The sequence below is a fragment of the Paenibacillus macerans genome (genome assembly GCF_050565405.1).
Classification (GTDB): Bacteria; Bacillota; Bacilli; order Paenibacillales; family Paenibacillaceae; genus Fontibacillus; species Fontibacillus macerans_B.
Window position 1 is genome coordinate 30,808 of record NZ_JBNYYG010000024.1, and the last position, 25,177, is coordinate 55,984.

At 52.2% G+C, this 25,177-nt stretch carries 22 protein-coding genes and 1 other annotated feature; all 22 genes read right to left on the reverse strand.

Annotated elements, in window-relative coordinates; translation table 11 throughout:
* Positions 1-2: 2 nt before the first annotated feature.
* The 22 genes from ACQ4N8_RS15505 to cysS all read right to left on the reverse strand — a co-directional run bounded on the left by ACQ4N8_RS15505 (position 3) and on the right by cysS (position 24,872).
* A complete protein-coding gene (locus tag ACQ4N8_RS15505) occupies positions 3-1,511 on the reverse strand; it encodes an MFS transporter (protein WP_430705271.1) in 1,509 nt (502 codons plus the stop codon).
* A 76-nt stretch (positions 1,512-1,587) separates the two neighbouring features.
* On the reverse strand, positions 1,588-2,991 hold the full coding sequence (gene uxaC, locus ACQ4N8_RS15510) for a glucuronate isomerase (RefSeq protein WP_430705272.1): 1,404 nt from the start codon (positions 2,989-2,991) through the stop codon (positions 1,588-1,590).
* Positions 2,992-3,315: 324 nt separating this feature from the next.
* On the reverse strand, positions 3,316-4,506 hold the full coding sequence (gene tuf / locus ACQ4N8_RS15515) for an elongation factor Tu (RefSeq protein ID WP_430705273.1): 1,191 nt from the start codon (positions 4,504-4,506) through the stop codon (positions 3,316-3,318).
* 83 nt (positions 4,507-4,589) lie between these two features.
* Positions 4,590-6,668 (reverse strand): elongation factor G, encoded by a 2,079-nt coding sequence (gene fusA, locus ACQ4N8_RS15520; RefSeq protein WP_430705274.1) that lies wholly within the window; start codon positions 6,666-6,668, stop codon positions 4,590-4,592.
* 47 nt (positions 6,669-6,715) lie between these two features.
* A complete protein-coding gene (gene rpsG, locus ACQ4N8_RS15525; protein WP_091234482.1) occupies positions 6,716-7,186 on the reverse strand; it encodes a 30S ribosomal protein S7 in 471 nt (156 codons plus the stop codon).
* A gap of 272 nt (positions 7,187-7,458) precedes the next feature.
* The gene (rpsL, locus tag ACQ4N8_RS15530; RefSeq protein WP_018753998.1) at positions 7,459-7,881 is read right to left on the reverse strand and encodes a 30S ribosomal protein S12; all 423 of its coding nucleotides are present in this window, start codon (positions 7,879-7,881) and stop codon (positions 7,459-7,461) included.
* Positions 7,882-8,023: 142 nt separating this feature from the next.
* Positions 8,024-8,275, reverse strand: coding sequence for a ribosomal L7Ae/L30e/S12e/Gadd45 family protein (locus ACQ4N8_RS15535; RefSeq protein WP_430705275.1), 252 nt, complete (start codon positions 8,273-8,275; stop codon positions 8,024-8,026).
* Between the two features lie 249 nt (positions 8,276-8,524).
* Positions 8,525-12,139, reverse strand: a complete 3,615-nt coding sequence (gene rpoC, locus ACQ4N8_RS15540) for a DNA-directed RNA polymerase subunit beta' (RefSeq protein ID WP_430705276.1) — start codon at positions 12,137-12,139, stop codon at positions 8,525-8,527.
* Between the two features lie 46 nt (positions 12,140-12,185).
* Positions 12,186-15,731, reverse strand: a complete 3,546-nt coding sequence (gene rpoB, locus ACQ4N8_RS15545) for a DNA-directed RNA polymerase subunit beta (RefSeq protein ID WP_430705277.1) — start codon at positions 15,729-15,731, stop codon at positions 12,186-12,188.
* A gap of 362 nt (positions 15,732-16,093) precedes the next feature.
* Entirely contained in the window at positions 16,094-16,693 is a 600-nt protein-coding gene (locus ACQ4N8_RS15550) for a class I SAM-dependent methyltransferase (protein WP_430705278.1), read from the reverse strand.
* Positions 16,694-16,842: 149 nt separating this feature from the next.
* A complete protein-coding gene (rplL, locus tag ACQ4N8_RS15555) occupies positions 16,843-17,208 on the reverse strand; it encodes a 50S ribosomal protein L7/L12 (RefSeq protein WP_430705279.1) in 366 nt (121 codons plus the stop codon).
* A gap of 71 nt (positions 17,209-17,279) precedes the next feature.
* Entirely contained in the window at positions 17,280-17,789 is a 510-nt protein-coding gene (rplJ, locus tag ACQ4N8_RS15560; RefSeq protein WP_430705280.1) for a 50S ribosomal protein L10, read from the reverse strand.
* Between the two features lie 44 nt (positions 17,790-17,833).
* Positions 17,834-17,989: a sequence feature (ribosomal protein L10 leader region), on the reverse strand.
* 82 nt (positions 17,990-18,071) lie between these two features.
* Entirely contained in the window at positions 18,072-18,764 is a 693-nt protein-coding gene (rplA, locus tag ACQ4N8_RS15565; RefSeq protein WP_430705281.1) for a 50S ribosomal protein L1, read from the reverse strand.
* Between the two features lie 130 nt (positions 18,765-18,894).
* Positions 18,895-19,320, reverse strand: a complete 426-nt coding sequence (gene rplK / locus ACQ4N8_RS15570) for a 50S ribosomal protein L11 (protein ID WP_026263624.1) — start codon at positions 19,318-19,320, stop codon at positions 18,895-18,897.
* 118 nt (positions 19,321-19,438) lie between these two features.
* Positions 19,439-19,972 carry a transcription termination/antitermination protein NusG gene (gene nusG / locus ACQ4N8_RS15575; protein WP_430705282.1) on the reverse strand — a complete coding sequence of 178 codons (534 nt, stop codon included), beginning with the start codon at positions 19,970-19,972 and terminating at the stop codon, positions 19,439-19,441.
* 23 nt (positions 19,973-19,995) lie between these two features.
* Positions 19,996-20,187: a preprotein translocase subunit SecE gene (gene secE, locus ACQ4N8_RS15580; protein WP_009226623.1), complete on the reverse strand. Its 192-nt coding sequence runs from the start codon at positions 20,185-20,187 to the stop codon at positions 19,996-19,998.
* A 21-nt stretch (positions 20,188-20,208) separates the two neighbouring features.
* Complete coding sequence (gene rpmG / locus ACQ4N8_RS15585) at positions 20,209-20,358, reverse strand: 50S ribosomal protein L33 (protein WP_071784256.1); 150 nt, start codon at positions 20,356-20,358, stop codon at positions 20,209-20,211.
* Positions 20,359-20,750: 392 nt separating this feature from the next.
* Positions 20,751-21,404, reverse strand: a complete 654-nt coding sequence (gene sigH / locus ACQ4N8_RS15590; RefSeq protein WP_430705283.1) for an RNA polymerase sporulation sigma factor SigH — start codon at positions 21,402-21,404, stop codon at positions 20,751-20,753.
* A 158-nt stretch (positions 21,405-21,562) separates the two neighbouring features.
* Positions 21,563-22,084, reverse strand: coding sequence for an NYN domain-containing protein (locus tag ACQ4N8_RS15595; RefSeq protein ID WP_430705284.1), 522 nt, complete (start codon positions 22,082-22,084; stop codon positions 21,563-21,565).
* A 5-nt stretch (positions 22,085-22,089) separates the two neighbouring features.
* Entirely contained in the window at positions 22,090-22,842 is a 753-nt protein-coding gene (gene rlmB, locus ACQ4N8_RS15600; RefSeq protein ID WP_430705285.1) for a 23S rRNA (guanosine(2251)-2'-O)-methyltransferase RlmB, read from the reverse strand.
* Between the two features lie 36 nt (positions 22,843-22,878).
* Complete coding sequence (locus ACQ4N8_RS15605) at positions 22,879-23,253, reverse strand: Mini-ribonuclease 3 (RefSeq protein WP_430705303.1); 375 nt, start codon at positions 23,251-23,253, stop codon at positions 22,879-22,881.
* Between the two features lie 212 nt (positions 23,254-23,465).
* Entirely contained in the window at positions 23,466-24,872 is a 1,407-nt protein-coding gene (cysS, locus tag ACQ4N8_RS15610; protein WP_430705286.1) for a cysteine--tRNA ligase, read from the reverse strand.
* Positions 24,873-25,177: the final 305 nt, after the last annotated feature.

Below are 25,177 nucleotides of genomic sequence, written 5' to 3' on the forward strand. Positions count from 1 at the left end.
TCTTATAAGGAAATTTTGGAGGATGACGCCGACCAAACCTGTTCATACCGGTAACCGGTCAGATTTTCGACAATCGCCTTGGTCTCCGGGTCCACGCCTTGTTTGGAACCCGTCTCTTTCAGGCGTTCAACCTCCTTCACCAGTATCCCATGCGTCTTCTTATTCAATTTGAAAGTCAAGGCAAAGATTAAGGCCAACACCAGCAGAATCGTCGCGCCCAAGAACAGCGTATAAGCAATCGTGTTAATCGCCTGCGCCGACTGTTGCGCCTGTCCTTTGACGAAGCCGCCCTCTTCGAGCACGATCCCTACGACAAAGGTCGCGATGGCTACCGTCGTTTTGCGGCCAAAGGTCATGACGGCGGCGAACAGCCCTTCCCGTCTTTGCCGGGTCACCACCTCGTCCACGTCGGGAATGAACGGAAACACGTTCCAAGGCGTAAATTCCAGCAAGCTTCGCCCCATCTGATATAACGCCGCGAGTACGTATAAAATGGCGATTTTGGAGCTGGGATTGTACAGGTACACCGCATAAAATCCAAGCAAGCATACAATCATCGTCGAATAAGATACGGTATACAACCGGGCCGGGCCGAACTTGATGATCGCGAAGCCGGCCAGCAGCGTGACCGGCAAACCTACGATGCTCAAGGACAGCAGATTGGCCGCAAGCGATGACGACACGCTTAAGCAATAAACGCAGAAGAAGACGAACACGGTATTGTAGACATCCTTGGCCGTAAACGACAACAAATAAATCGCCAGATGCTTACGGAACGCTTTGATTCTGAAGGTGGAGGCGTACTCTTTAAACAAACCGCCAATCGCCGCCAACTGCTCGCCCAACGTTTTTTTCGCCTGGCTTTGTTCCAATTCGGCTTGCATCTCCGGCGTCAAATCCCGTTCCCACGTCACCTTGTAGGAGATAAACACGCAAACCGCAAACAGGATAGCAAAGATAAGTCCGTTCAAGAGGTAAGCATGCGCGTTGTTTTCGCCGAAATAGCTGATCAAGCGCCCCGGCACAAACGTGGCGAGAAACGTCCCCAACGCGGAAATGAACATCCGGCAGGTGGAGAGCTTCGTTCTTTCCGTAAAGTCTTTGGTCATCTCCGACGGAAGCGTTTCCCAAGGAATCAACACCATCGCGGCAACGATTTCAAACAACAGGTAGCAGATCAGGTAAAACCAGTAGTTCATGCCGGTGACCCATAGCAGGACATAAACCGCCATCAGCGGCGAACCGATCAACAGGAAAAACTTGCGCCGCCCGAATTTTTTCCCCAGCCGGTTTTTGTAAAAATGGTCGGTGAAGCTCCCCATGAACAAACTGACAATCGCATCCACAACCCGCGCGATCGCTACAATCGATGCCGCCTGCACCGGGGATAGCCCTACGAAAGTGGTATAGTAAAAGAGCAGCCAGGCCCCGATAATGGTAAAAGCGCCTCCACCCATCAAATCCGTAAGTCCATATCCGATGCTAACGGGGATAGTGACCTTCCTTGCCATATTGCACACTTCCTCTCTTATCCATGGTTTCTTTATATTTGTGCTTTTTTTCCCATACTATATCGCAGAGAGACGATCAGAAGTTAAAATAGGCCTTCGCGTTTTTGTAGCAAACCTGCTCAATGAGGGTTTCGAGCAGAGCTGGATCGTTGGGAATTTCGCCATCGGCAACCCATTGTCCAATCAAATCGCACAGGATCCGGCGGAAATACTCATGTCTCGTGTAAGAGATAAAGCTGCGCGAATCCGTCAGCATGCCGATGAAATTCATCAACAACCCTTGATCCGCCAAAGCGTTTAGCTGCCGCAGCATTCCTCGCTTGGTGTCGTTAAACCACCAGCCGGCGCCGAATTGAATATACGATTTGGCCGACCCGGACTTTTGAAAATTGCCGATCGCGGTAGCCACGACATCGTTGATCGCCGGATTCAAATTGTAGACGATCGTCTTCGGCAGCGCGGCCCGTTGTTCCAAAGCATCAAACAGTTTGTTTAGCGGTTCTGCGACTTCGGCCTGATCATAGATGGAATCGTAACCGGCGTTCGGGCCTAACTTGCCCAGCATAAGCGTATTATTGCTGCGTATCGCTCCGAAATGAAGCTGCATCGCCCAGTCTCTCTTTTTATAAAACCCGGCAAGCGCTACCAGAACAGCTGATTTGTATTTCAAGGTTTCTTCCGCCGTGAGCTGGAGGCCCTCGAGCTTCTTCTGAAACAAAATCTCCTGTTCCGCTTCGCTGGATTCGGCATATTCGATGCGCATTAAACCGTGGTCGGAAATCCGCCCGCCTTTTTGATGGAAATAATCTACTCTGTCTTCGAGCGCTTTCAAAAAATCGCTGAAGCTGCCGATTTTACGAGACGTGCACGCTTCTAACTTTGAGACATATTTCACAAATGTATCGCCCGAAAAATCCAACGCCTCGTCCGGACGGAATGTCGGCAGCACTTTCGTGTCAAAATCCGCTATAGCCGTCATCTGCTCATGATACTCGAGCGTATCCGTCGGGGAATCGGTCGTGCCGATCATCTCCACGTTCGATTGTTCGATCAAACCTCTTGCCGTGAATTCAGGCTTCTGCAGGAGGTCGTTGCAAGCGGTCCACACCCGTTCCCAATTTCTCGCGCTTAAAGGCTCTTCGATGCCGAAGTATTTTTTCAATTCCAAATGCGTCCAATGGTAAAGCGGATTGCCGATGCAAGCTTCGATCGTTTCCGCCCAAGCCCTGAACTTTTCTTCCGGACTTGCATTGCCCGTGATTTGTTCCTCGGGCACCCCGTTAGCGCGCATGGCTCTCCATTTGTAATGGTCACCTGCCAACCACAGCTCCGTCATGTTGGAGAATCCGCGGTTGTCAGCGATCTCTTTGGGATCCAGATGGCAATGGTAATCGATGACAGGCAGCGGCTTGGCCACCTGGTGGTACAGTTCCTGGGCGATACGGTCTTTCAACAGAAAATGCTCGTCATTAAAGCTCATATTTTCTTCCTCCCGAAGTATAATGCCTTCGACTATGAATGAAAAGAAATCCCCCTCCTCATCTAGGCTGGAAATGGTTTCAACCGCTTGCAAATCTTGTTTGGAAACGTTTTCACAAGTAGTATACTAGTATATTAACATGGTTGTTGCGGGCTTTCAATAACATAAGGGGGTGCCGTGCCCATTTCGCCACTTTGTCACAGTTTGCCGCCACCAAATCTTCACGTTTATCATGTTTTCCCCATCCTTTTCGGCAACAAAAAAAGAGCTGCTTCCCGCAATAAACGAGAAACAGCTCTTTCTATTCAGGCTGCAAAAGCCTTATTATTTGCTGATTTTAACAACAGCGCCCGATCCAACTGTACGGCCGCCTTCACGAATGGAGAAGCGAGTTCCTTCTTCGATCGCGATTGGGGAGATCAGTTGTACGGTTACTTCGATGTTGTCGCCAGGCATAACCATTTCAGTACCTTCAGGCAGGTTGATGATCCCTGTTACGTCAGTTGTACGGAAATAGAATTGTGGACGGTAACCTGTGAAGAAAGGTTTATGACGTCCGCCTTCTTCTTTCGTCAATACGTATACTTGAGCGGCAAACTCAGTATGCGGGTTAACGGAAGCCGGTTTAGCCAATACTTGACCGCGTTCGATTTCTTTACGGTCAACACCGCGGAGCAATGCGCCGATGTTGTCGCCCGCTTGAGCGGAATCGAGCAATTTGCGGAACATTTCTACGCCGGTAACGACGGATTTTTTCGTTTCTTCGTGGATACCCACGATTTCGATTTCGTCGCCGACTTTAACCGTACCGCGTTCAACGCGGCCCGTTGCTACCGTACCGCGACCTGTAATCGAGAATACGTCCTCGACAGGCATCAAGAACGGTTTGTCGATTGGACGTTCTGGAAGCGGAATGTACTCGTCGATCACTTCGAACATTTCAACGATTTTCTTAGCCCATTCGCCTTCAGGGTTTTGAAGAGCTTCACGAGCGGAACCGCGGATGATTGGAGTGTCGTCGCCTGGGAATTCATATTCGTTCAGCAGGTCGCGAACTTCCATTTCAACCAGTTCAAGCAACTCTTCGTCTTCAACCATGTCGCATTTGTTCAGGAATACCACGATGTAAGGTACGCCTACGTTACGGGACAACAGGATGTGTTCGCGAGTTTGCGGCATTGGGCCGTCAGCTGCGGATACAACCAGGATCGCGCCGTCCATTTGAGCCGCGCCGGTGATCATGTTTTTAACATAGTCGGCGTGCCCTGGGCAGTCAACGTGTGCGTAGTGACGGTTGTTCGTTTCATACTCAACGTGAGCCGTCGAGATCGTGATACCGCGTTCGCGTTCTTCTGGAGCTTTGTCGATTTGGTCGAATGCTACAGCAGCACCGCCATATGTTTTGGACAATACAGTCGTGATGGCTGCAGTCAGAGTTGTTTTACCATGGTCGACGTGACCAATCGTACCGATGTTAACATGCGGTTTTGTACGTTCGTATTTAGCCTTTGCCATTTTAAACAGTTCCTCCTTAAAATATGGATTGTTATGTTTGACCGACCGGAAGAGGATTACTTCCGATCAGTAAGTACAAATAATTATTCTCCGCCTTTGTTCTTGGATACGATTTCTTCGGAGATGCTTCTTGGAACTTCTTCATAATGAGAAAGCTCCATCGAGAACACGCCGCGTCCTTGCGTACCGGAGCGAAGGGTTGTCGAGTAACCGAACATTTCGGAAAGAGGTACCTTGGCACGAATGATTTGCGCGCCCCCACGGGAATCCATACCTTCGATTCTGCCGCGACGGGAGTTCAGCATACCCATTACATCACCCATGTATTCTTCCGGAACCGTTACTTCAACTTTCATGATCGGCTCAAGCAATACCGGTTGGCATTTCTCCTTGGCAGCTTTAAGCGCCATGGAACCGGCGATTTTAAACGCCATTTCACTGGAGTCGACATCATGGTACGAACCGTCTACGATCGTGGCTTTTACGTCTACAAGCGGGAAGCCTGCAAGTACGCCATTCTTCATAGCTTCTTCAATACCTTGTTGTGCAGGAGCAATATACTCTCTAGGTACGGAACCACCGACGATTTTGCTCTCGAATTGGTTGCCTGTACCTGGTTCCAGCGGTTCGAATTCCACCCAGACATGACCGTATTGACCACGGCCGCCGGACTGACGAACGAATTTACCTTCAACGCGAGCAGGCGCCTTGAAGGTTTCACGATAAGCAACCTGAGGTTTACCTACGTTCGTTTCGACTTTGAATTCGCGGCGCATCCGGTCGATGATGATATCCAGGTGAAGCTCACCCATACCCGCAAGGATCGTTTGGCCCGTTTCTTCATCCGTATGAGCACGAAGCGTAGGGTCTTCTTCAGTCAGCTTGCCGAGAGCAACGCCCATTTTGTCTTGGTCGGCTTTCGTCTTAGGTTCAACGGCGATTTCGATAACCGGATCAGGGAAGTTCATCGATTCGAGAATAACCGGTGCCTTCTCATCACACAGTGTATCACCCGTACCTGTATCTTTCAAACCTACGGCCGCGGCAATGTCACCGGAGTATACTTCGCTGATTTCTTGACGGCTGTTGGCATGCATTTGCAGGATACGGCCGATCCGTTCGCGTTTGCCTTTCGTTGCATTCAACACGTAGGAACCGGATTGCAAAATACCGGAGTATACGCGGAAGAACGTCAGTTTACCCACGTAAGGGTCGGTCATGATTTTAAATGCAAGCGCCGAGAACGGCTCTTCGTCGGAAGAGTGGCGTTCCACTTCCGTACCGTCTTCCAAGTGACCTTGGATGCTTGGTACGTCAATTGGTGCTGGCAAGTAATCGATCACGGCGTCCAGCATCAACTGAACCCCTTTGTTGCGGTAGGAAGATCCGCAGATAACCGGGAAGATTTTCACTTCGACAACGCCCTTGCGGAGCGCGGCTTTCAATTCCTCAACGGTGATTTCCTCGCCTTCGAGGTATTTCATCGTCAATTCTTCATCCAGCTCAGCGACTTTCTCCACCAGTTCCGCACGAAGTTCTTCAACTTGAGCGGTGAATTCCGCCGGAATTTCCACTTCGTCGATTTGTTGACCCAAATCGTCTCTGTACATAAACGCTTTTTGAGCGACGATGTCGATAATGCCGACAAAGTCATTTTCCGCACCGATCGGCAGTTGGATGGCAACTGCGTTCGCTTGCAGACGCTCGCGCATATCTTTGACAACGTTCAGGTAATCGGCACCGATAATATCCATTTTGTTGACATAAGCGATCCGAGGAACGCCATAGCGGTCAGCTTGTCTCCAAACGGTTTCAGACTGAGGCTCAACGCCTTCTTTTGCACTGAATACGCCTACAGCCCCGTCCAATACACGAAGGGAACGTTCGACTTCAACGGTGAAGTCGACGTGTCCCGGGGTATCGATGATATTTACGCGGTGACCTTTCCATTGAGCGGTTGTCGCAGCGGACGTAATCGTGATTCCGCGCTCTTGCTCCTGCTCCATCCAGTCCATTGTCGCAGCACCTTCGTGAACTTCCCCGATTTTGTGCGTACGGCCTGTATAGAACAAGATCCGTTCCGTCGTGGTTGTCTTACCGGCGTCAATATGCGCCATGATCCCGATATTACGTGTATTTTTCAAGGAGAACTCTCTTGCCATGAATCTGTCTCCCTTCAAAATAGAAGTTTTGAATTACGGGCGTTATCCTACCAACGGTAGTGCGCGAACGCTTTGTTCGCTTCCGCCATTTTGTGCGTATCTTCGCGTTTCTTAACGGAAGCGCCTGTGTTGTTGGATGCGTCGATGATCTCGGCAGCCAAACGCTCTTCCATCGTTTTCTCACCGCGGTTGCGGGAGTAGTTTACGAGCCAACGTAATCCCAAGGATGTACGTCTCTCCGGTTTAACTTCGATTGGAACCTGGTAGTTCGCACCGCCGACACGGCGAGCTTTAACTTCCAGTACAGGCATGATGTTCTTGATTGCTGCTTCAAACACTTCCATCGGGTCATTCCCCGTACGTTCTTGAATGAGGTTGAACGCATTGTAAAGGATGCTTTGAGCAACGCCGCGTTTGCCGTCAAGCATGATGCGGTTGATCAAGCGAGTAACAAGCTTGCTGTTATACACCGGATCCGGCAACACGTCTCTTTTGGTAACTGGACCTTTGCGTGGCATTTAGTTATCCCCCTTTCAGCAATAATTCAAACCTATAGATGTTGTTCAATAAGTCATCTTTTGATCACGAAGCAGGTCACGAAGCTTATTCGGCATCGAATCTTGAATTCAGCCGGGCCTTCCGTTGCTCACGTAGAACTATCTACGCTCCGCTACTCCGTCCCTAGCTTCATCCAACCTTCTCGGTGCTGAAAAGCCGACTTTTCGAACTCTCATTGAATCGGTTGTTCAATAAGTCAGGACGGCTTTTTGAACGCTCATCTTAGGCGATCTTAGGATTTTTTCGCTTTTGGACGTTTCGCGCCGTATTTGGAACGGGCTTGCATCCGGTTGTTAACGCCGGCGGTATCCAAAGCTCCGCGTACGATATGGTAACGTACACCCGGAAGGTCTTTGACCCGGCCGCCGCGAATCAGCACCACGCTGTGCTCTTGCAGGTTATGTCCGATACCCGGAATGTAAGCCGTCACCTCTACACGGTTCGTCAAACGAACACGGGCATATTTACGAAGCGCGGAGTTCGGTTTCTTCGGAGTCATCGTACCTACGCGAGTGCAGACGCCGCGTTTTTGCGGGGAACTCAAATCCGTAGCCTCACGTTTCAGGGCGTTAAACCCTCTTTGCAACGCTGGCGATTTGGATTTGTACACCTTATCTTGGCGTCCTTTGCGTACTAATTGGTTAATAGTTGGCATGTTGTTGCCACCCCCTTCCTCAAGATTCATGTTTCTTTACAAACCTCATGATTAAGCCCACAGACCCAGGCGGTTCATAAAAGAACAAAGGAAAAGTTTTTGCCGAAGAGATTTCTCTCGTTAGCAAAAACAGTTCTATCAGCTATGGTTTTACGATCGCAGCCATCGCCGCCCCCACTTCAATCCCGCAAGCTTTGCCGAGATTGACCATCGTGTCCACGTAAGTGACCTTGACGGCATGTTGGTTGCATAAGGCAATGATCTTCGATGTAAGGCGCGGATCTGCATTCTCAGCCACATAAACTTCCTCGGCCCGTCCGAGCTCTACCATTCGCATGGTTTGCTTGGTACCGATTTTGACGGGTGCGTCCCGCAGTCCTTTATCATTAGACATAACTAACGTCCTCCAAAGCACAGGGTCTATCCGTACTCACGCACTATGATATAGTAGCACTCCGCGATAGCCGATGTCAAGCAAATGTTTTAGCGAATTTCAAAGATTCGATAATCGCAAGAGACTGCTTGCTATACGCGCTTTTACGGCATATTTCTACCCGTTACTACAATAAAAACAGACGCCGGCACGGCCCGGTCAGGATCAATTTACCATCGGGGCCGCGCCGGCGTTATGATTACCTATCGTCTATTCGACGGATACGGGTTCCAGATTCTCTTCTGCAGCCTGATCTTGCTCCGGCTCTTCGAATTGAATGCTGCGGTAACGGTTCATGCCCGTACCGGCTGGAATCAGCTTCCCGATAATGACATTCTCTTTCAAGCCGAGCAGCTTATCCACTTTGCCTTTGATGGCTGCATCGGTAAGCACCCGCGTCGTTTCCTGGAAGGAAGCGGCGGACAGGAAGGAATCGGTCTCCAGCGATGCTTTCGTAATCCCCAGCAGGACCGGTTTGGCAACGGCCGGTTCTTTGCCCGACAGAATCGCATCCTTGTTGGCAACCTCATACTCGTGCAAGTCTACGAAAGAACCTGGCAGAAGAGGCGTATCCCCGGCGTCCACGATCCGGATTTTGCGCAGCATCTGACGAATCATGACCTCAACGTGCTTGTCGTTGATTTCTACGCCCTGGTTACGGTATACGCGTTGTACTTCCTGCAAAATGTAGTTCTGCACGCCGCGAATCCCTTTGATGCGCAAAATTTCTTTCGGGTCGATCGAACCGTCGGTCAACTCGTCGCCGGCTTCGATTTCATCGCCTTCGCTGACGCGCAGACGGGAACCGTAAGTGACGGAGTAAACCTTCGTTTCCGCTTCGCCTTGAACCTCGATTTCGCGACGGTCCTTCGCTTCGCGGATTTCCTTGATCATGCCGTCGATCTCACTGATCGTGGCTTGACCTTTCGGGTTCCGGGCTTCGAACAGCTCTTGAATCCGCGGCAAACCTTGGGTAATATCGTCACCCGCAACGCCCCCGGTATGGAACGTACGCATGGTGAGCTGGGTTCCCGGTTCGCCGATCGATTGAGCCGCGATGATGCCGACCGCTTCGCCGATCTCCACGTGCTTGCCGGTTGCCAGGTTGCGTCCGTAGCACTTCTTGCAGACGCCATGACGGGCGCGGCAGCTGAGTACGGAACGGATTTGCAGCTTGGCGATGCCTGCGTTGACGATTTCATGCGCTTTGTCGGAGTCGATCAATTCGTTGCGATGAATGATGATCTCGCCCGTTTGCGGATGTTTGATCGTTTCGAACGAATACCGGCCTTCGATACGGTCGTACAGATCCTCGATGACCTCTTTGCCGTCCTGGATGACGCTGACGGTGAAGCCTTTATCCGTACCGCAATCTTCCTCGCGGACGATCACGTCCTGGGCCACGTCGACGAGACGCCGTGTCAGGTAACCGGAGTCGGCGGTCCGCAGCGCGGTATCGGCCAAACCTTTCCGCGCGCCGTGCGTCGACAGGAAGTACTCGAGGACGGTAAGGCCTTCGCGGAAATTCGATTTGATCGGGAGCTCGATGATCCGGCCCGCCGGGTTCGCCATCAGCCCCCGCATACCGCCGAGCTGAGTAATCTGCGATTTGTTACCGCGTGCCTTGGAGTCGACCATGAGCATGATGGAATTGTAACGGTCCATCGATTTCATGAGCACTTCGGTAATTTGGTCCTTACATTTGGACCAGATATCGATAACGCGGTCATAACGTTCTTCGTTCGTAATCAAACCGCGACGGTATTGATTGGTAACTACGCGGACTTTCTCGTCGGAATCGTGCAGGATGTCTTGCTTCTCCTGCGGCACGATAACGTCCGACACCGCGATACTAACCCCGGCACGCGTCGAGTAGGTAAACCCGGTCTGCTTGATTCTATCCAAAATAATGGAGGTTTCCGTCGTATGGTAGATTTCGAAGCAGCGGCCGATGATTTCGCCGAGATACTCCTTGCCTACCCCGCTGGCTTGCGGCGCATCCATGATCCGTTCCAGAACATTGGCACCTTTATCATGGATAAAGTAATGATCCGGCGTTCCTTGGAACAGATTGACGCGGGTCGCTTCGTTGATGTACGGGAAGCTGGCCGGGAAAATCTCATTGAAGATAATTTTACCTACCGTCGTAATCAGCAAAGCATTCTGCTGGGCCTCCGTAAAGCCGGTTTTGCCCAAAGCCTTGGCCGGAATGGCCACCCGGGCATGAAGCGAAGCCGTTCCGCGTTGATAAGCCGATACCGCCTCGTTCACCGAACTGAGGATCATACCCGCCCCTTGGGCTTCCTTATTATCCATGGTCAGATAGTAGGAGCCGAGGACCATGTCCTGCGAAGGCGTAACGACCGGCTTGCCGTCTTTCGGGTTCAGGATGTTGCCGGAGGCCAGCATCAAAATACGGGCTTCCGCTTGAGCTTCCGCAGACAAAGGAACGTGTACGGCCATTTGGTCGCCGTCGAAGTCGGCGTTGTACGCCGTACATACGAGCGGGTGAAGACGAATGGCGCGGCCTTCGACCAGGATCGGTTCAAAAGCCTGGATCCCCAGCCGGTGAAGCGTAGGCGCACGGTTCAGCAGAACCGGATGCTCCTTGATGACTTCTTCGAGCACGTCCCAAACTTCCGGGCTCACGCGTTCGACTTTGCGCTTCGCGCTCTTGATGTTATGCGCAAGGCCTTTGTTGACCAGCTCTTTCATGACGAAAGGCTTGAACAACTCCAGCGCCATTTCCTTAGGCAGGCCGCATTGATACATTTTCAGGTACGGACCTACGACGATAACGGAACGACCGGAATAGTCAACCCGTTTACCGAGCAGGTTCTGCCGGAAACGACCTTGTTTACCTTTGAGCATGTGGCTCAAAGATTTGAGCGGACGGTTGCCCGGGCCCGTTACCGGACGGCCGCGGCGCCCGTTGTCGATCAAGGCGTCAACGGCTTCCTGCAGCATCCGTTTTTCGTTTTGCACGATGATGTCCGGCGCGCCGAGATCCAGCAAACGTTTCAAACGGTTGTTCCGGTTGATGACGCGGCGGTACAAATCGTTCAGGTCGGACGTCGCGAAACGGCCGCCGTCGAGTTGAACCATCGGACGAAGCTCAGGCGGAATGACCGGGAGCACGTCGAGGATCATCCACTCCGGCTCGTTGCCGGAGCTTTTGAAAGCTTCGATGACTTCCAGGCGTTTGATCGCCCGGTTGCGGCGCTGGCCTTGGGCCGTTCGCAGCTCTTCTTTCAGGAAATCAAGCTCTTTGTCGATATCGATGTCCTGCAGCAGCTTTTTCACGGCTTCCGCGCCCATGCCGGCCTGGAACCCGTAACCGTATTTCTCGCGGTAGCTGCGGTATTCCTTCTCGGACAGGAGCTGCTTTTTCTCGAGCGGTGTTTCACCCGGATCCGTTACGACATAAGATGCAAAATAAATGATCTCTTCCAGGGAACGCGGCGACATATCGAGCGCAAGGCCCATACGGCTAGGGATCCCTTTGAAGTACCAAATATGGGACACCGGCGCAGCCAGTTCGATATGTCCCATCCGCTCGCGGCGGACTTTGGCTCTCGTGACTTCGACGCCGCAGCGGTCGCAGACGACGCCTTTATAGCGAACGCGTTTATATTTACCGCAATGGCATTCCCAGTCTTTGGTCGGGCCGAAAATTTTCTCGCAAAACAGCCCTTCCTTTTCCGGTTTCAATGTACGGTAGTTGATCGTTTCCGGTTTCTTCACTTCTCCGCGGGACCAAGAACGAATTTTATCTGGGGAAGCAAGCCCAATTTTCATAAACTCGAAGTTGTTGACGTCCAACAAGGAGCATCCCTCCTTAACCAAGTCCTGATTTGACTCTTTTTACGCTCTATTCTACTCCGACTTCCGCGCCTTCCAGATTGAGGCTGAGCTTATCGCCGGACGCATCTTCCTCGTCGTCGATTTCCTTCATCTCAATCTCTTCTTCGTTTTCGGTCAGAATCTTGACGTCCATACCCAAGCTTTGCAGCTCTTTGATCAAAACCTTAAACGATTCAGGCACGCCCGGTTCAGGCACGTTCTCGCCCTTGACGATGGATTCGTAGGTTTTCACCCGGCCGACCACATCGTCGGATTTGACGGTAAGAATTTCTTGCAGCGTATAGGCGGCGCCGTAGGCTTCCAGCGCCCACACTTCCATCTCCCCGAAACGTTGTCCGCCGAACTGCGCCTTACCGCCCAGCGGCTGCTGGGTAACGAGCGAGTACGGACCCGTGGAACGGGCATGGATTTTATCGTCAACCATGTGCGCCAGCTTGATCATGTGCATGACGCCGACGGTAACTTCGCGCTCGAAACATTCGCCCGTCCGGCCGTCGTACAGCACGGTTTTACCGTTGCGCTGCATGCCGGCTTCTTCCATCGTGTCGAAGACGTCTTCCTCGTTTGCGCCGTCAAATACAGGCGTAGCAACGTGGATGCCCATTTGCAAAGCGGCCATGCCCAGGTGGATCTCCAGCACCTGCCCGATGTTCATCCGCGACGGTACGCCGAGCGGATTCAGGACAACCTGTACCGGCGTTCCATCCGGCATAAACGGCATATCCTCCTCCGGCAAAATACGGGCTACGACCCCTTTGTTACCATGGCGTCCAGCCATTTTATCGCCTTCGGAAATTTTCCGTTTTTGCGCGATATATACGCGTACAAGCTGATTTACGCCTGGCGGCAATTCGTCGCCGTTGTCGCGGGTGAACACCTTCACGTCAACGACGATCCCGTCAGTACCATGTGGTACACGCAAGGACGTATCGCGGACTTCGCGCGCTTTCTCCCCGAAGATGGCATGCAGCAAGCGTTCTTCCGCCGTCAGCTCCGTTACGCCTTTCGGCGTTACTTTACCGACAAGGATGTCGCCTGCGCCGATTTCCGCACCCACGCGAATAATTCCGCGTTCGTCCAGGTTACGCAGCGCTTCTTCCCCGACATTCGGGATATCGCGGGTAATCTCTTCCGGTCCGAGCTTCGTGTCGCGGGCTTCGGATTCGTATTCCTCGATATGGATCGAGGTGTAAACGTCCTCTTTCACCAGCTTCTCGCTCAGCAGGATCGCATCCTCGTAGTTGTAGCCTTCCCATGTCATGAAGGCAACGACTACGTTGCGGCCCAGTGCCAATTCGCCCATTTCCGTCGAAGGACCGTCTGCCAGGATATCGCCCTTCTTGACGACGTCTCCCCGCTTCACGATCGGACGCTGGTTAATGCAGGTTCCTTGGTTAGAACGCATGAATTTGTGTAACTTATATTTAACAAGGTCGCCTTTGACTTCCTTGCCGTCAACCGTTTCTACGCGGCGCAGCCAAATTTCGTTGGCCGCCGAACGTTCGATGATACCGTCATATTTCGACACGATGCACACGCCGGAGTCTTTGGCCGATTTATGTTCCATGCCGGTTCCGACCAACGGAGCCTTAGGAATCAGCAGCGGCACCGCCTGACGTTGCATGTTCGAACCCATGAGCGCACGGTTGGAGTCGTCATTTTCCAGGAACGGAATCAAAGCCGTTGCCACGGACACCACTTGTTTCGGCGAAATGTCCATGTAGTCAACGCGGTTACTTGGCATCGTCAGGATGTTATCCGACTGCTTGTTGTAACGAACGATGACGGACTCATCCTCGAATTGGTTGTCTTCCGTGAGCTTCGCGTTCGCTTGGGCGATGATGTAGTTGTCTTCCTCGTCCGCCGTCAGGTAAGCGACTTGTTCCGTCACGGTACCCGTCTTCGGATCAACCCAACGATACGGCGCTTCGATAAAGCCGTATTCGTTGATCCGCGCAAAGGTCGACAAGGAGTTGATCAAGCCGATATTCGGACCTTCCGGGGTCTCGATCGGACACATCCGGCCGTAGTGGGACGGGTGAACGTCCCGCACTTCCATGCCGGCGCGTTCCCGGGTCAAACCGCCGGGACCGAGCGCGGATAAACGGCGTTTGTGCGTCAGTTCGGCAAGCGGATTGGTTTGGTCCATAAACTGGGACAGCTGCGAGCTGCCGAAGAACTCTTTGATCGATGCGATGACCGGACGAATGTTAATCAACGCCTGCGGCGTGATCACGTTAGCGTCCTGAATCGACATTCTTTCGCGCACGACGCGTTCCATCCGGGAAAGGCCGATGCGGAATTGGTTCTGCAGCAATTCGCCGACCGAGCGCAGACGACGGTTGCCGAGATGGTCGATATCGTCCGTGCTGCCGATGCCGTGCAGCAAATTGATAAAATAGCTGATCGAAGAAATAATATCAGCAGGGGTAATATGCTTCACCGATTTATCGATGTTGCGGTTTGCGATCACTTTGACCACTTTGCCGTCTTCGATCGGCGAGAACACATCGATCGTTTGCAGCGGTACATCGTCCGCATCAAGCACGCCGTTGGCAACGTGGTAGTTTTTGAAACCTACGTTGTTCTCCAGGAGCGGCAAAATTTCGTCCAGCAAACGGCGGTCCACCATTTGGCCGGCTTCGGCGATGATTTCGCCCGTGCTCGTATCGATCAAAGACTCGGCGAGCCGTTGATTGAACAAGCGGTTTTTGATGTGCAGCTTTTTATTAATTTTGTAACGGCCTACATTGGCCAGGTCATAGCGTTTTGGATCAAAGAAGCGGGCCACGAGCAAACTCTTCGCATTATCCAGAGTCGGCGGCTCGCCCGGACGCAGACGCTCGTAGATTTCGATCAGCGCTTTCTCCGTCGAATCCGTGTTGTCTTTATCCAGCGTGTTGCGGATGTACTCGTCGTTGCCGAGCAAATCCAAAATCTCCGCATCCGTTCCGAAGCCGAGTGCGCGCAGCAGCACGGTCACCGGAATTTTACGGGTACGGTCGATCCGCACGTAAATAATATCCTTCGCGTCCGTCTCCAACTCAAGCCAAGCGCCGCGGTTAGGAATGACGGTTGCGGTATACATTTTCTTGCCGTTCTTATCCACTTTTGTGCTGAAATAGACGCTAGGAGAGCGAACCAACTGGCTGACTATGACCCGTTCCGCACCGTTAATAATAAACGTACCGGTTTCGGTCATCAGCGGGAAATCTCCCATGAATACTTCCTGCTCTTTGACTTCGCCGGTTTCCTTATTAATGAGCCGGACTTTTACCCGAAGCGGCGCCGCATAGGTAACGTCGCGTTCCTTCGCGTCATCCACCGTATACTTCGGTTCGCCCAGGCTGTAATCGATAAACTCCAACACCAAATTTCCGGTGAAATCCTGAATCGGCGAGATATCCTGGAACATTTCCCGAAGGCCTTCTTCCAAGAACCACTCATAGGATTTCTGTTGGATTTCGATCAGGTTCGGAACTTCGAGTATCTCGTTAATTCGCGCATAACTACGCCGAGTGCGTCGACCATATTGAACAAGATGTCCTGCCAACTTAAACTCACCCCTCATGTCTACTCACTTTAAAAATTCATTGCGAACCCGTGTTTGTGCCCTTATAATAGACCCATACGGATTCATCCACAAATAAAGAAAAGCCCTTATCGAATGCTTTCGAAAAAAGAGCATCATTATCCGTGTCTTTTCTGCCCTGATGTCCCCGTATATATTAGTTTATCCAAAATGCGCATATTATACGTAAAACAACACGTTTTTATGCATTGTTTTCGCAAAACTATTGACATTTCACCAAACTAAAGCCACAGAGGGCATCCTAATACTGACATTTTATAATAATAACATAACGGATTTGTCAAGTCAACCGTATATTTAAATGGTTAAAATTTGAATTATCTTTAGGCCTTTACCGCTTTAAAAATCCGATACCCCTTGTCTTTCGTCACTTCCTCCACGCGCGAAAAAAGCGACTCCAACTTCTCCTTGGCCGACGGCGCGCCTTGCTTCTTCTGAATAACGACCCATAACGCCCCGCCGGAACGCAGACGTTCAAAGGCTCCTTCGAATATGGCATGCACCGTAGCTTTGCCGGCTCGAATCGGCGGATTCGTCAGCACAACGTCGAATTGCCGATCTCCAACTGCCGCAAACAGGTCGCTTTCCAAAATGGTGACGTTGTCCACCTTGTTGGCAGCCGCATTCTCCTTGGCCAGTTCCACCGCCCGGCCGTTGACGTCGATCATCGTCACATGTCCCCGGCCCGCCAACCGCGCCGCCGTCAAGCCGATCGGCCCGTACCCGCAGCCGATGTCCAACACTTCGGCATCCATCGGTATATCCATTGCTTCAATCAAAGTACGGCTGCCGAAATCGACGCCACCTTTGGCAAACACTCCCGCATCGCTAATAAAGCGGTAGGTTTGTCCTCGCAGCGTTGCATCCCACATTTTCCGATCGTGAGCCGCCTTCGGCCGGCTGGTATAGTAGTGATCCGACATCTACGCAACTTCCCTCCGTTAAAAAATAGCAAGCGTTTATCCGCCGCCCTACTATTGTATCTATCTCCCGCCCGCAGAGCCGAAATCAATCGTTAAGCAACAAACCCCTTGAATCAAGTTCAAGGGGTTTGCCGTAAGAGAAAAAGCGATTACTTCACTTCTACAGTTGCGCCTGCTTCTTCCAATTTCGCTTTTACCGCGTCCGCTTCTTCTTTGCCCACTTTTTCTTTCAGTGCGTTTGGTGCGTTGTCAACCAGGTCTTTTGCTTCTTTCAAGCCAAGGCCCGTGATTTCGCGAACGACTTTGATTACGTTGATTTTGGAAGCGCCAGCGTTCGTCAGGATTACGTCGAACTCAGTTTGCTCTTCAGCAACAGCAGCGCCTGCGCCGCCGCCAGCTACAACAACCGGAGCTGCTGCAGTTACGCCGAATTCCTCTTCGATTGCTTTAACGAGATCGTTCAGTTCAAGAACGGTCATACCTTTGATTTCTTCCAAGATCGTTTCTTTACTCATGGTAGAACCTCCATTATATAATAGTTTATTGGGTTTTGATGAATCAAATGACTTGCTTCAGAAGAATAGGCTTACGCGCTTGCGCTGCCTTCTTCTTTCTCGGCAACGGCTTTGACGGCGAGTGCGAAGTTGCGCACGGGTGCCTGAAGCACGCTGAGGAGCATCGAAAGGAGACCTTCGCGGGACGGAAGATCCGCGAGCGCTTTGATTTGGTCGACGCCGACAACACGGCCTTCAACCACGCCACCTTTCACTTTAAGAGCATCGTTTTTCTTAGCGAAATCGCTCAGAATTTTCGCTGGAGCTACTGCATCTTCCGTACTGAACGCGATGGCCGTTGGACCGGTCAACACTTCGTCCAGTTCAGTAAGTTCTGCAGCGGCTGTAGCACGACGAACAAGCGTATTCTTAAGCACTTGGAACTCGATGCCAGCTTCACGAAGCTGTTTGCGAAGTTCCGTAACTTGAGCAACATTAAGTCCGCGGTAGTCGGCAACAACCGTCGTTACGCTTTCGCGCAGCTTCGTCGTTACGGCATCAACGGCTTCCTGTTTTGCTTGAATCACTTTTACGTTTGCCAAACTGTACACCTCCTATTAGATTACATGAGCCTTTCATGCCACTTAAAGGCATTGAAAAAAGCCTCCGTAGAATCACGAAGGCTTGATGGATCATCTTTATACAACAGCAAAGCTGCATGCATCGACGTTCTATCACAACACCTCGGTAGGAGATTAAGCCTTACGGCACCTACTGTCTACGGTAAGCATATTCTTATTTAAGTCTCACATCAAAACAACTCACTCAGTATACCAAGGGCGTCACTTGCGTGTCAATCCCTTACCCGCAAGACGCGGAAGGTATTATCTGTAAACGGCTGTGTTAACGCGAGCGCTTGGGCCCATGGTCGAAGAAATCGCGATATTCTTCAAGTACACGCCTTTAGCGGCAGCCGGCTTAGCCCGGTTCAATGCGTCGACGAGAGCTTTGAGGTTCTCGTTCAATTGGTCGGAAGTAAAGGATACTTTACCGATCGGCGCATGGATTTGGCCTGCTTTGTCCAGACGATACTCGATTTTACCCGCTTTGATTTCTGTAACGGCTTTAGCTACGTCAAACGTAACCGTGCCTGCTTTAGGGTTAGGCATAAGGCCTTTACCGCCGAGCAGACGGCCGAGTTTACCAACTTCGCTCATCATGTCCGGTGTAGCTACGCAGACATCGAACTCGAACCAGCCTTGTTGGATTTTGTTGATCATGTCTTGATCGCCGACGAAGTCAGCTCCGGCCGCTTCCGCTTCCTTTGCTTTGTCGCCTTTGGCGAATACCAGAACGCGTTGGGTTTTACCCGTGCCATGCGGCAGGACAACCACACCACGAACGGCTTGGTCTTGTTTACGAGGGTCTACGCCCAAACGAACTGCAGCTTCAACGGTTTCGTCGAATTTCGCAGTCGCTGCCTTTTTCACCAGTTCAACGGCTTCCAAAGGCTCATATGTCGCTTCGCTGTCGATCAGCTTAGCGGCTTCCAGGTATTTTTTACCGTGTTTAGCCATGAATTCGTCCTCCTTTGTGGTATTAGCGGAAATTCCTCCCACTTAGGATGAATTTCTATGTTAACGCGTTTCGCAACATAGCAATCCATCCGGGGATGGGTTCATAGAACCTCATCCGTCGATCCCAAGATTAGTCTTGGATCGTGATGCCCATGCTGCGAGCGGTACCTTCAACCATGCGCATAGCCGCTTCCACGGACGCTGCGTTCAGGTCAGGCATTTTTTGCTCCGCGATTTGACGAACGGTGTCGCGATTCACGGTAGCTACTTTCTTCTTGTTCGGTTCGCCGGAACCTTTCTCGATCTTCGCTGCAACGCGAAGCAGAACGGCTGCCGGAGGAGTTTTGGTGATGAATGTAAAAGAACGGTCTTCAAACACCGAAATTTCAACCGGAATGATCAAACCTGCTTGATCGGCGGTACGTGCATTGAATTCCTTACAGAATGCCATGATGTTGACACCCGCTTGACCCAACGCCGGACCTACCGGAGGTGCAGGGTTCGCTTTACCCGCAGGAATTTGCAGTTTTACCACTTTGATAACTTTTTTCGCCATGTAAAACACCTCCTTGCCCTAATTGTGGTAGACGGAACCTGACAGTCCCTCCCACTTTGAAACCCTAAGAAACCTTTAGAAGCAGCTCAAATAATCATCTGATTTTTTGAGCACTTACTTATATCTTCTCCACTTGAGTGTAATCCAGTTCAAGCGGGGTTTCTCGTCCAAACATGTTGACGTGAACCTTGACTTTGCTCTTCTCGGTCAAAATCTCCTCGATCGAGCCGACAAAATTGGCAAACGGACCAACTTTGATGCGTACGGATTCTTTGAGCTCGAATTCGATGACCGGCTTCGGCTCTTCCATGCCCATGTGCGCCAGGATCTGCTCCACTTCTTCGGGAAGCAGGGGCGTAGGCTTGGAACCGGAACCCGTTGAGCCGACAAAACCCGTGACTCCCGGCGTGTTGCGGACAACGTACCAAGAATCGTCGGTTTGGATCATTTCCACCAAGACGTAACCGGGGTAAACTTTGCGCATGACGGTCTTCTTCTTCCCGTCTTTGTTCACCACTTCTTCTTCCATCGGAACAAGAACGCGGAATATCTTGTCTTCCATGCCCATGGACTCGACGCGCTTTTCCAAATTGGCTTTGACTTTGTTCTCATACCCGGAATAGGTATGAACGACATACCATCTTTTTTCCATATCAAGCCACCTATGGACCCTTCTTAAATTATCGCTTCGATCACAGCAGAGATGCCGATGTCCAGAACCCAAAAATAAATCGCGACAACGGTAATTGTACCGAGCACAATCAGCGTATAATTAGTCAGCTCTTTACGATTAGGCCAGCGAACCTTTTTAAGCTCAGCCCAGCTCTCAGAGAAAAAAGAAAACAACGACTTGAAACTACGTTTCATGCGCGATTACACCTCCAAAGACTATCTGGTTTCGCGATGAGGAACTTGCTCGTTACAAAACTTGCAAAATTTCTTCATCTCCATGCGGTCGGGGTGGTTACGCTTGTTTTTCGTTGTCGTGTAGTTTCTTTGTTTACAGTTCGTACAAGCCAACGTAATAATTACCCGCATGATGTGCACCTCCCGAAGACATTCTAAATGAGCGTCTCTATATTGACCTAAAGTAAAGTGTCCACACTTAAAAAAGGGAACACAAAATTAGGCCTACCTAAAACACTTTATCACATGGCACTACCCGTGTCAACGAGACATCAAGCTAACCTCTTCGATTATTAACAGTATGGCTCACTATTTTGGAAGATAAACCCTGCGGGGAGAATTCGGCCTGCCTACCAGGAGGCGGGAACATGAAAATGAAGTCGTGGATATAGCGGCGTCAAGGACTGATGTCGGTTATAAACCGGCAATTCCGGCGTGGGGGAATCTTGGCAAAAAAAGGGCTGCCCGCAAAGAGAGCACCCTCGTTTATTCTTCGTTATAAGGTCTATTAAGAGGAAAAGAGTTCAAAAGCTGCCGTCCCGCACTTCCAAATAGCGTTCCAGCTTGCGCTTCACGCGCTGCAGGGCGTTGTCGATCGATTTCACATGACGATTCAGATCCACCGCGATCTCCTGATAGGAACGCCCATCCAAGTAAAGCATGAGGACTTTCCGCTCAAGATCGCTGAGAATTTCGGACATTTTGTCCTCCAGGCCGGTAAACTCCTCCTGGTTAATGATCAATTCCTCCGGGTCGCTTACCTGGGAACCGCAAATAACATCCAGCAAAGTCCGGTCAGAGTCCTCATCGTAAATCGGCTTGTCCAAAGAAACGTACGAATTCAGCGGAATGTGCTTCTGCCGCGTCGCCGTCTTGATGGCCGTAATGATCTGGCGCGTAATGCACAGCTCGGCAAACGCTTTGAACGATGCCAGCTTGTCTCCCCGAAAGTCGCGGATCGATTTGTAGAGTCCGATCATGCCTTCCTGGATAATGTCTTCGCGATCGGCGCCGATGAGAAAATAGGATCTGGCTTTGGCGCGTACAAAACTGCGGTACTTGTTAATCAAGTACTCCAGCGCTTCACTGTCGCCATCGCGGACCGCTTCGACAATGTCTTCGTCATTTTGGATCTCATAGTCAAACCTTACCCATGATTCGAGTTTGACACTCACCACAATCCCTCCGGCTGCAACGCACGGTTCTCCGTCACTCAGTCAAGTAATACGAACAGTATATATGAAGGTGCATATTAGCGTCAACCGCAAAAGTACCAAAAGATGTAAAGTCGAACTTTGTCAAGGGTATTTGGAAGCAGAATCAATAGAAATGGCTTTCATTCCCTTCTCCATCGTTCGAACAGTTGGCGCAGCTCCGGGCTCAGCTTGGAGTCTACGGTATTGCGGCTCGATTTCGCACTGCGTTCGGCGATTTTGGTCTGGATCTCCTTCTCGCTTTGCTCCACCTGGATCAGCAATTCCCGGGCCGAAATGCGCAGGGCGCCCTGGCCGAATATGACATGCTGCTCCACCATGTCGCTGGTAGCGACGTAGATTTGCCGCCGCCGGTGGCTGAGCTCGCCGACCAGCCGTTCGATGCATTCGTCCGCGGTCTCCTTCTCCTTGGTAAAATACATCTCCACCTTGTTCTGCGCGTACATCTTCCCCAGTCCCGGCACCCGGTAAGCGTCGAAGACGACGATCACTTTTTTTCCGGAAAAAGCCTGATAATCGGCGAGCCGCTCGAGCAGCCTGTCCCGGGCCCCCTGCAGGTCCTCCTTGGAGAGTTCCGCCAGCTCGGGCCACCCGCCGATCATGTTGTACCCGTCAACCAGAAGCACATCGCGCAGTTCGCGCATGGCCTTTATCCTTCAGCGCGTCGTCTGCGCAGCACTTCGTACATGATAACCCCTGCGGCGACCGAGGCGTTCAAGGAGTTCAATCGGCCGTTCATCGGAAGCTTCAGCAGAACATCACAGGTCTCCCGCACTAGGCGGCCCATGCCTTTGTTTTCATTGCCGATGACGATCGCCACCGGACCGGTCAGCACATTGCCGCTCCGGTACATCTCTTCTTTTGCCCCGACATCCGTACCGACGATCCATACTCCCGCTTCCTTCAATTGCTCCATCGTCTGCACCAGATTGGTGACCCGGGCCACGGGAACATACTCCACCGCGCCGGCGGATGTTTTGGATACGGTCGCGGTCACTGCCGCGGAACGGCGTTTCGGAATAATGACGCCATGAGCCCCGGTGCATTCGGCCGTCCTTAAAATCGAGCCGAGGTTATGCGGATCCTCGATCTCGTCCAGGATCAGCAGAAACGGGGCCTCCCCGCGTTCCGCGGCTTTGGCCAGCAGGTCGTCCACCTCGGCGTAGGCATAAGGCGCAACCTGAGCGACGACGCCTTGGTGCTGCAGGCCGGGAGCCAGCTGGTCCAGCTTTCTTTTGTCTACGAACTGCACGACGATGCCGTGTTTTTTGGCCTCGGCCACGATCGGCTGGGCTAAATGTTTCTGGGCGCCTTCGGCCACCCATATTTTATTGATCGTTCTTCCGGCATGCAGCGCTTCGAGCAGCGAGTGCTTGCCGCCGATCCATTCTTGGTCCTCCAAACGAATTCCTCCTGAATTAATCATTTGCCGCATTCCTCATGAATTTCGGCTGTTCTCCAAATGGGCGAAGCCTTGGGCGATCAGCCAGCGAAGCCGGTCATGCGCTCCGGCGTAGTAGAGAAAGCCGACCAGGCATTCAAAAGCGGTAGCCAGGCGGTAATCCAGCACATTCGCGTTTTTCGGGACGGTACCCGACTTGGCGTTGCGGCCCTGCCGTACGACGTCTTTCTCCTCTTCGTTCAGCAACGGCTCCAGCAGCGCCAGCAGCTCCGCCTGCGCCTTGGCCGAAACGTACTTCGTCGACTGGCCGTGCAGATGGTGCGGCCGCAAATTGGCGCGGGCTATCACATGCTGGCGGACGGCTACTTCGTAGACGGCGTCGCCGATATAAGCCAAGGCCAGCGGCGGCAGCAGCCGGGCGGGCTTGGACGGCTCGTCGGGAAACCAGAGCGCTGCGGGCCCCCCGAAGGCCTCGGTGGCAGCCTCCGGGGCGAGCGGCGGCGCCGCTTCCGGGGCCGGCTGCGGCGCAGGCGACGGTAGAGGCGGTGAGGCCTCGGCCTGCGCAGCCTCTTCCGGCCCTCCGGCTTCCGCGGGAGTACGGCCTTGTTGCCCGTCCGCCCCGCTCATTTGCGCCGCCATCTCATGCCCTGCGGCGTGTCCTCGAGCACGATGCCCTGGGCGTCGAGCAGGTCGCGGATTTCATCGGCACGCACCCAGTTTTTAGCCTTCCGCGCCTCGGTCCGCTCAGCGATCAGCGCTTCGATCTCTTCGCTCGGCAGCTCGGTTTCGGCCGGCATGGCGATGCGAAGCACGCCGTTCATCTCCTCGAACAGCTGCAGGGCGGCCTGCAGATCGGCACGGCTAACGACCGGCTGCTGAAGCAGGCCGTTTACTTCGCTGACCCATTCGAACACCGCCGTGATCGCGTCCGGAGTATTGAAATCGTCCTGCATTTTGGCATGGAACAACCGACGGACGGCCTCCAGCTTCTCGATCCAAGCCGGTGTTGCTTGGTCCGATCCGCTTTGGACGGCCGCGTTCAAACGATGGCGAAGATTGTTCACCGCATGGCTGATCCTCTCAACGCTGCGCTCCGCCTGCTGCATCGTTTCTTCGGTGAAATTCAGCGGGTTGCGGTAATGGGTGGATAGCATGAAGTAGCGAATCGCCTCAAGCTTGTATTGGGCGCGCAAGTCCTTCACGAGAATGCCGTTGCCCAGGGACTTCGACATTTTTTCCCCGCCGATATTAATATAACCGTTATGCATCCAATAATTTGCCAGCGGTTTGCCGGTAACGGCTTCCGACTGCGCAACTTCGCACTCATGGTGCGGGAACTGCAGGTCCTGGCCCCCGCCGTGAATGTCCAGCGTATCGCCGAGCATGTTCCGGGACATGGCCGAGCACTCGATGTGCCAACCCGGCCGCCCCTCGCCCCAAGGGCTGCTCCAGTAGATTTCCCCCGGCTTGGCGGCTTTCCACAGCACGAAATCCTCCGGATGCTCTTTGCGCTCGTCCACATCGATGCGGATGCCGAACTGCAGCTCTTCGATGTTTTGCCCCGACAGCTTGCCGTATTCCGGGAACTTCTTCGTGCGGTAAAATACGTCCCCGCCGTTTTCATAGGCGAAGCCTTTTTGCTCCAGATCCCGGATGAAGTCGATGATGACGCCCATATTATCCGTTACTCGCGGATTGGCCGTAGCCCGGGGGATCCCGAGCCCGTCCAAATCCTCGTAGTACGCCTTAATGAACATCTCGGCCACTTCGGGTACGGTCGTGTTCATTTCTTCGGCTTTGCGGATCAGCTTGTCATCGACGTCCGTGAAGTTGACGACATAGTTGACTTCGTATTTCTGATTCCCCAGGTAACTTCGCACGATATCAAAAAAGATCATCGGCCGCGCGTTACCAATATGAATATAACCGTATACGGTGGGTCCGCAAACATACATATTCACTTTTCCCGGCGTCAGGCTGACGAACTCTTCCTTCGCCCGGGTTAAGGTGTTATAGATCTGCAATGCCATACTGCACTATCCTTTCAGTGTAAGGTAGTTTAAAAATCAACTTTTGATCACGAAGCTGTTTCTAAGGTGCGGTTTCGGCGTCGAGTCTTGAATTCAGTCGGTCGCTCCTTTGCTCACGTAGTCTGCCTACGCTCCGCTACTCGCTCTCTCCTTCATCCAATCTTCTCGGTGCTGAAAAGCCGATTTTTAAACCTGATCTTATGCGGTAGTTTAAAAATCAACTTTTGATCACGAAGCTGTTTCTAAGGTGCGGTTTCGGCGTCGAATCTTGAATTCTGTCGGTCGCTCCGTTGCTCACGTAGGTC

Coding starts and splice junctions, on each gene's coding strand:
- ACQ4N8_RS15505 (WP_430705271.1), bottom strand. CDS start 1,511: ATGGCAAGGAAGGTCACTATCCCCGTTAGCATCGGATATGGACTTACG.
- uxaC (WP_430705272.1), bottom strand. CDS start 2,991: ATGAGCTTTAATGACGAGCATTTTCTGTTGAAAGACCGTATCGCCCAG.
- tuf (WP_430705273.1), bottom strand. CDS start 4,506: ATGGCAAAGGCTAAATACGAACGTACAAAACCGCATGTTAACATCGGT.
- fusA (WP_430705274.1), bottom strand. CDS start 6,668: ATGGCAAGAGAGTTCTCCTTGAAAAATACACGTAATATCGGGATCATG.
- rpsG (WP_091234482.1), bottom strand. CDS start 7,186: ATGCCACGCAAAGGTCCAGTTACCAAAAGAGACGTGTTGCCGGATCCG.
- rpsL (WP_018753998.1), bottom strand. CDS start 7,881: ATGCCAACTATTAACCAATTAGTACGCAAAGGACGCCAAGATAAGGTG.
- ACQ4N8_RS15535 (WP_430705275.1), bottom strand. CDS start 8,275: ATGTCTAATGATAAAGGACTGCGGGACGCACCCGTCAAAATCGGTACC.
- ACQ4N8_RS15550 (WP_430705278.1), bottom strand. CDS start 16,693: ATGTCGGATCACTACTATACCAGCCGGCCGAAGGCGGCTCACGATCGG.
- rplL (WP_430705279.1), bottom strand. CDS start 17,208: ATGAGTAAAGAAACGATCTTGGAAGAAATCAAAGGTATGACCGTTCTT.
- rplA (WP_430705281.1), bottom strand. CDS start 18,764: ATGGCTAAACACGGTAAAAAATACCTGGAAGCCGCTAAGCTGATCGAC.
- rplK (WP_026263624.1), bottom strand. CDS start 19,320: ATGGCGAAAAAAGTTATCAAAGTGGTAAAACTGCAAATTCCTGCGGGT.
- nusG (WP_430705282.1), bottom strand. CDS start 19,972: ATGGAAAAAAGATGGTATGTCGTTCATACCTATTCCGGGTATGAGAAC.
- secE (WP_009226623.1), bottom strand. CDS start 20,187: ATGAAACGTAGTTTCAAGTCGTTGTTTTCTTTTTTCTCTGAGAGCTGG.
- rpmG (WP_071784256.1), bottom strand. CDS start 20,358: ATGCGGGTAATTATTACGTTGGCTTGTACGAACTGTAAACAAAGAAAC.
- ACQ4N8_RS15595 (WP_430705284.1), bottom strand. CDS start 22,084: ATGCGCGAACTGCGCGATGTGCTTCTGGTTGACGGGTACAACATGATC.
- cysS (WP_430705286.1), bottom strand. CDS start 24,872: ATGGCATTGCAGATCTATAACACCTTAACCCGGGCGAAGGAAGAGTTC.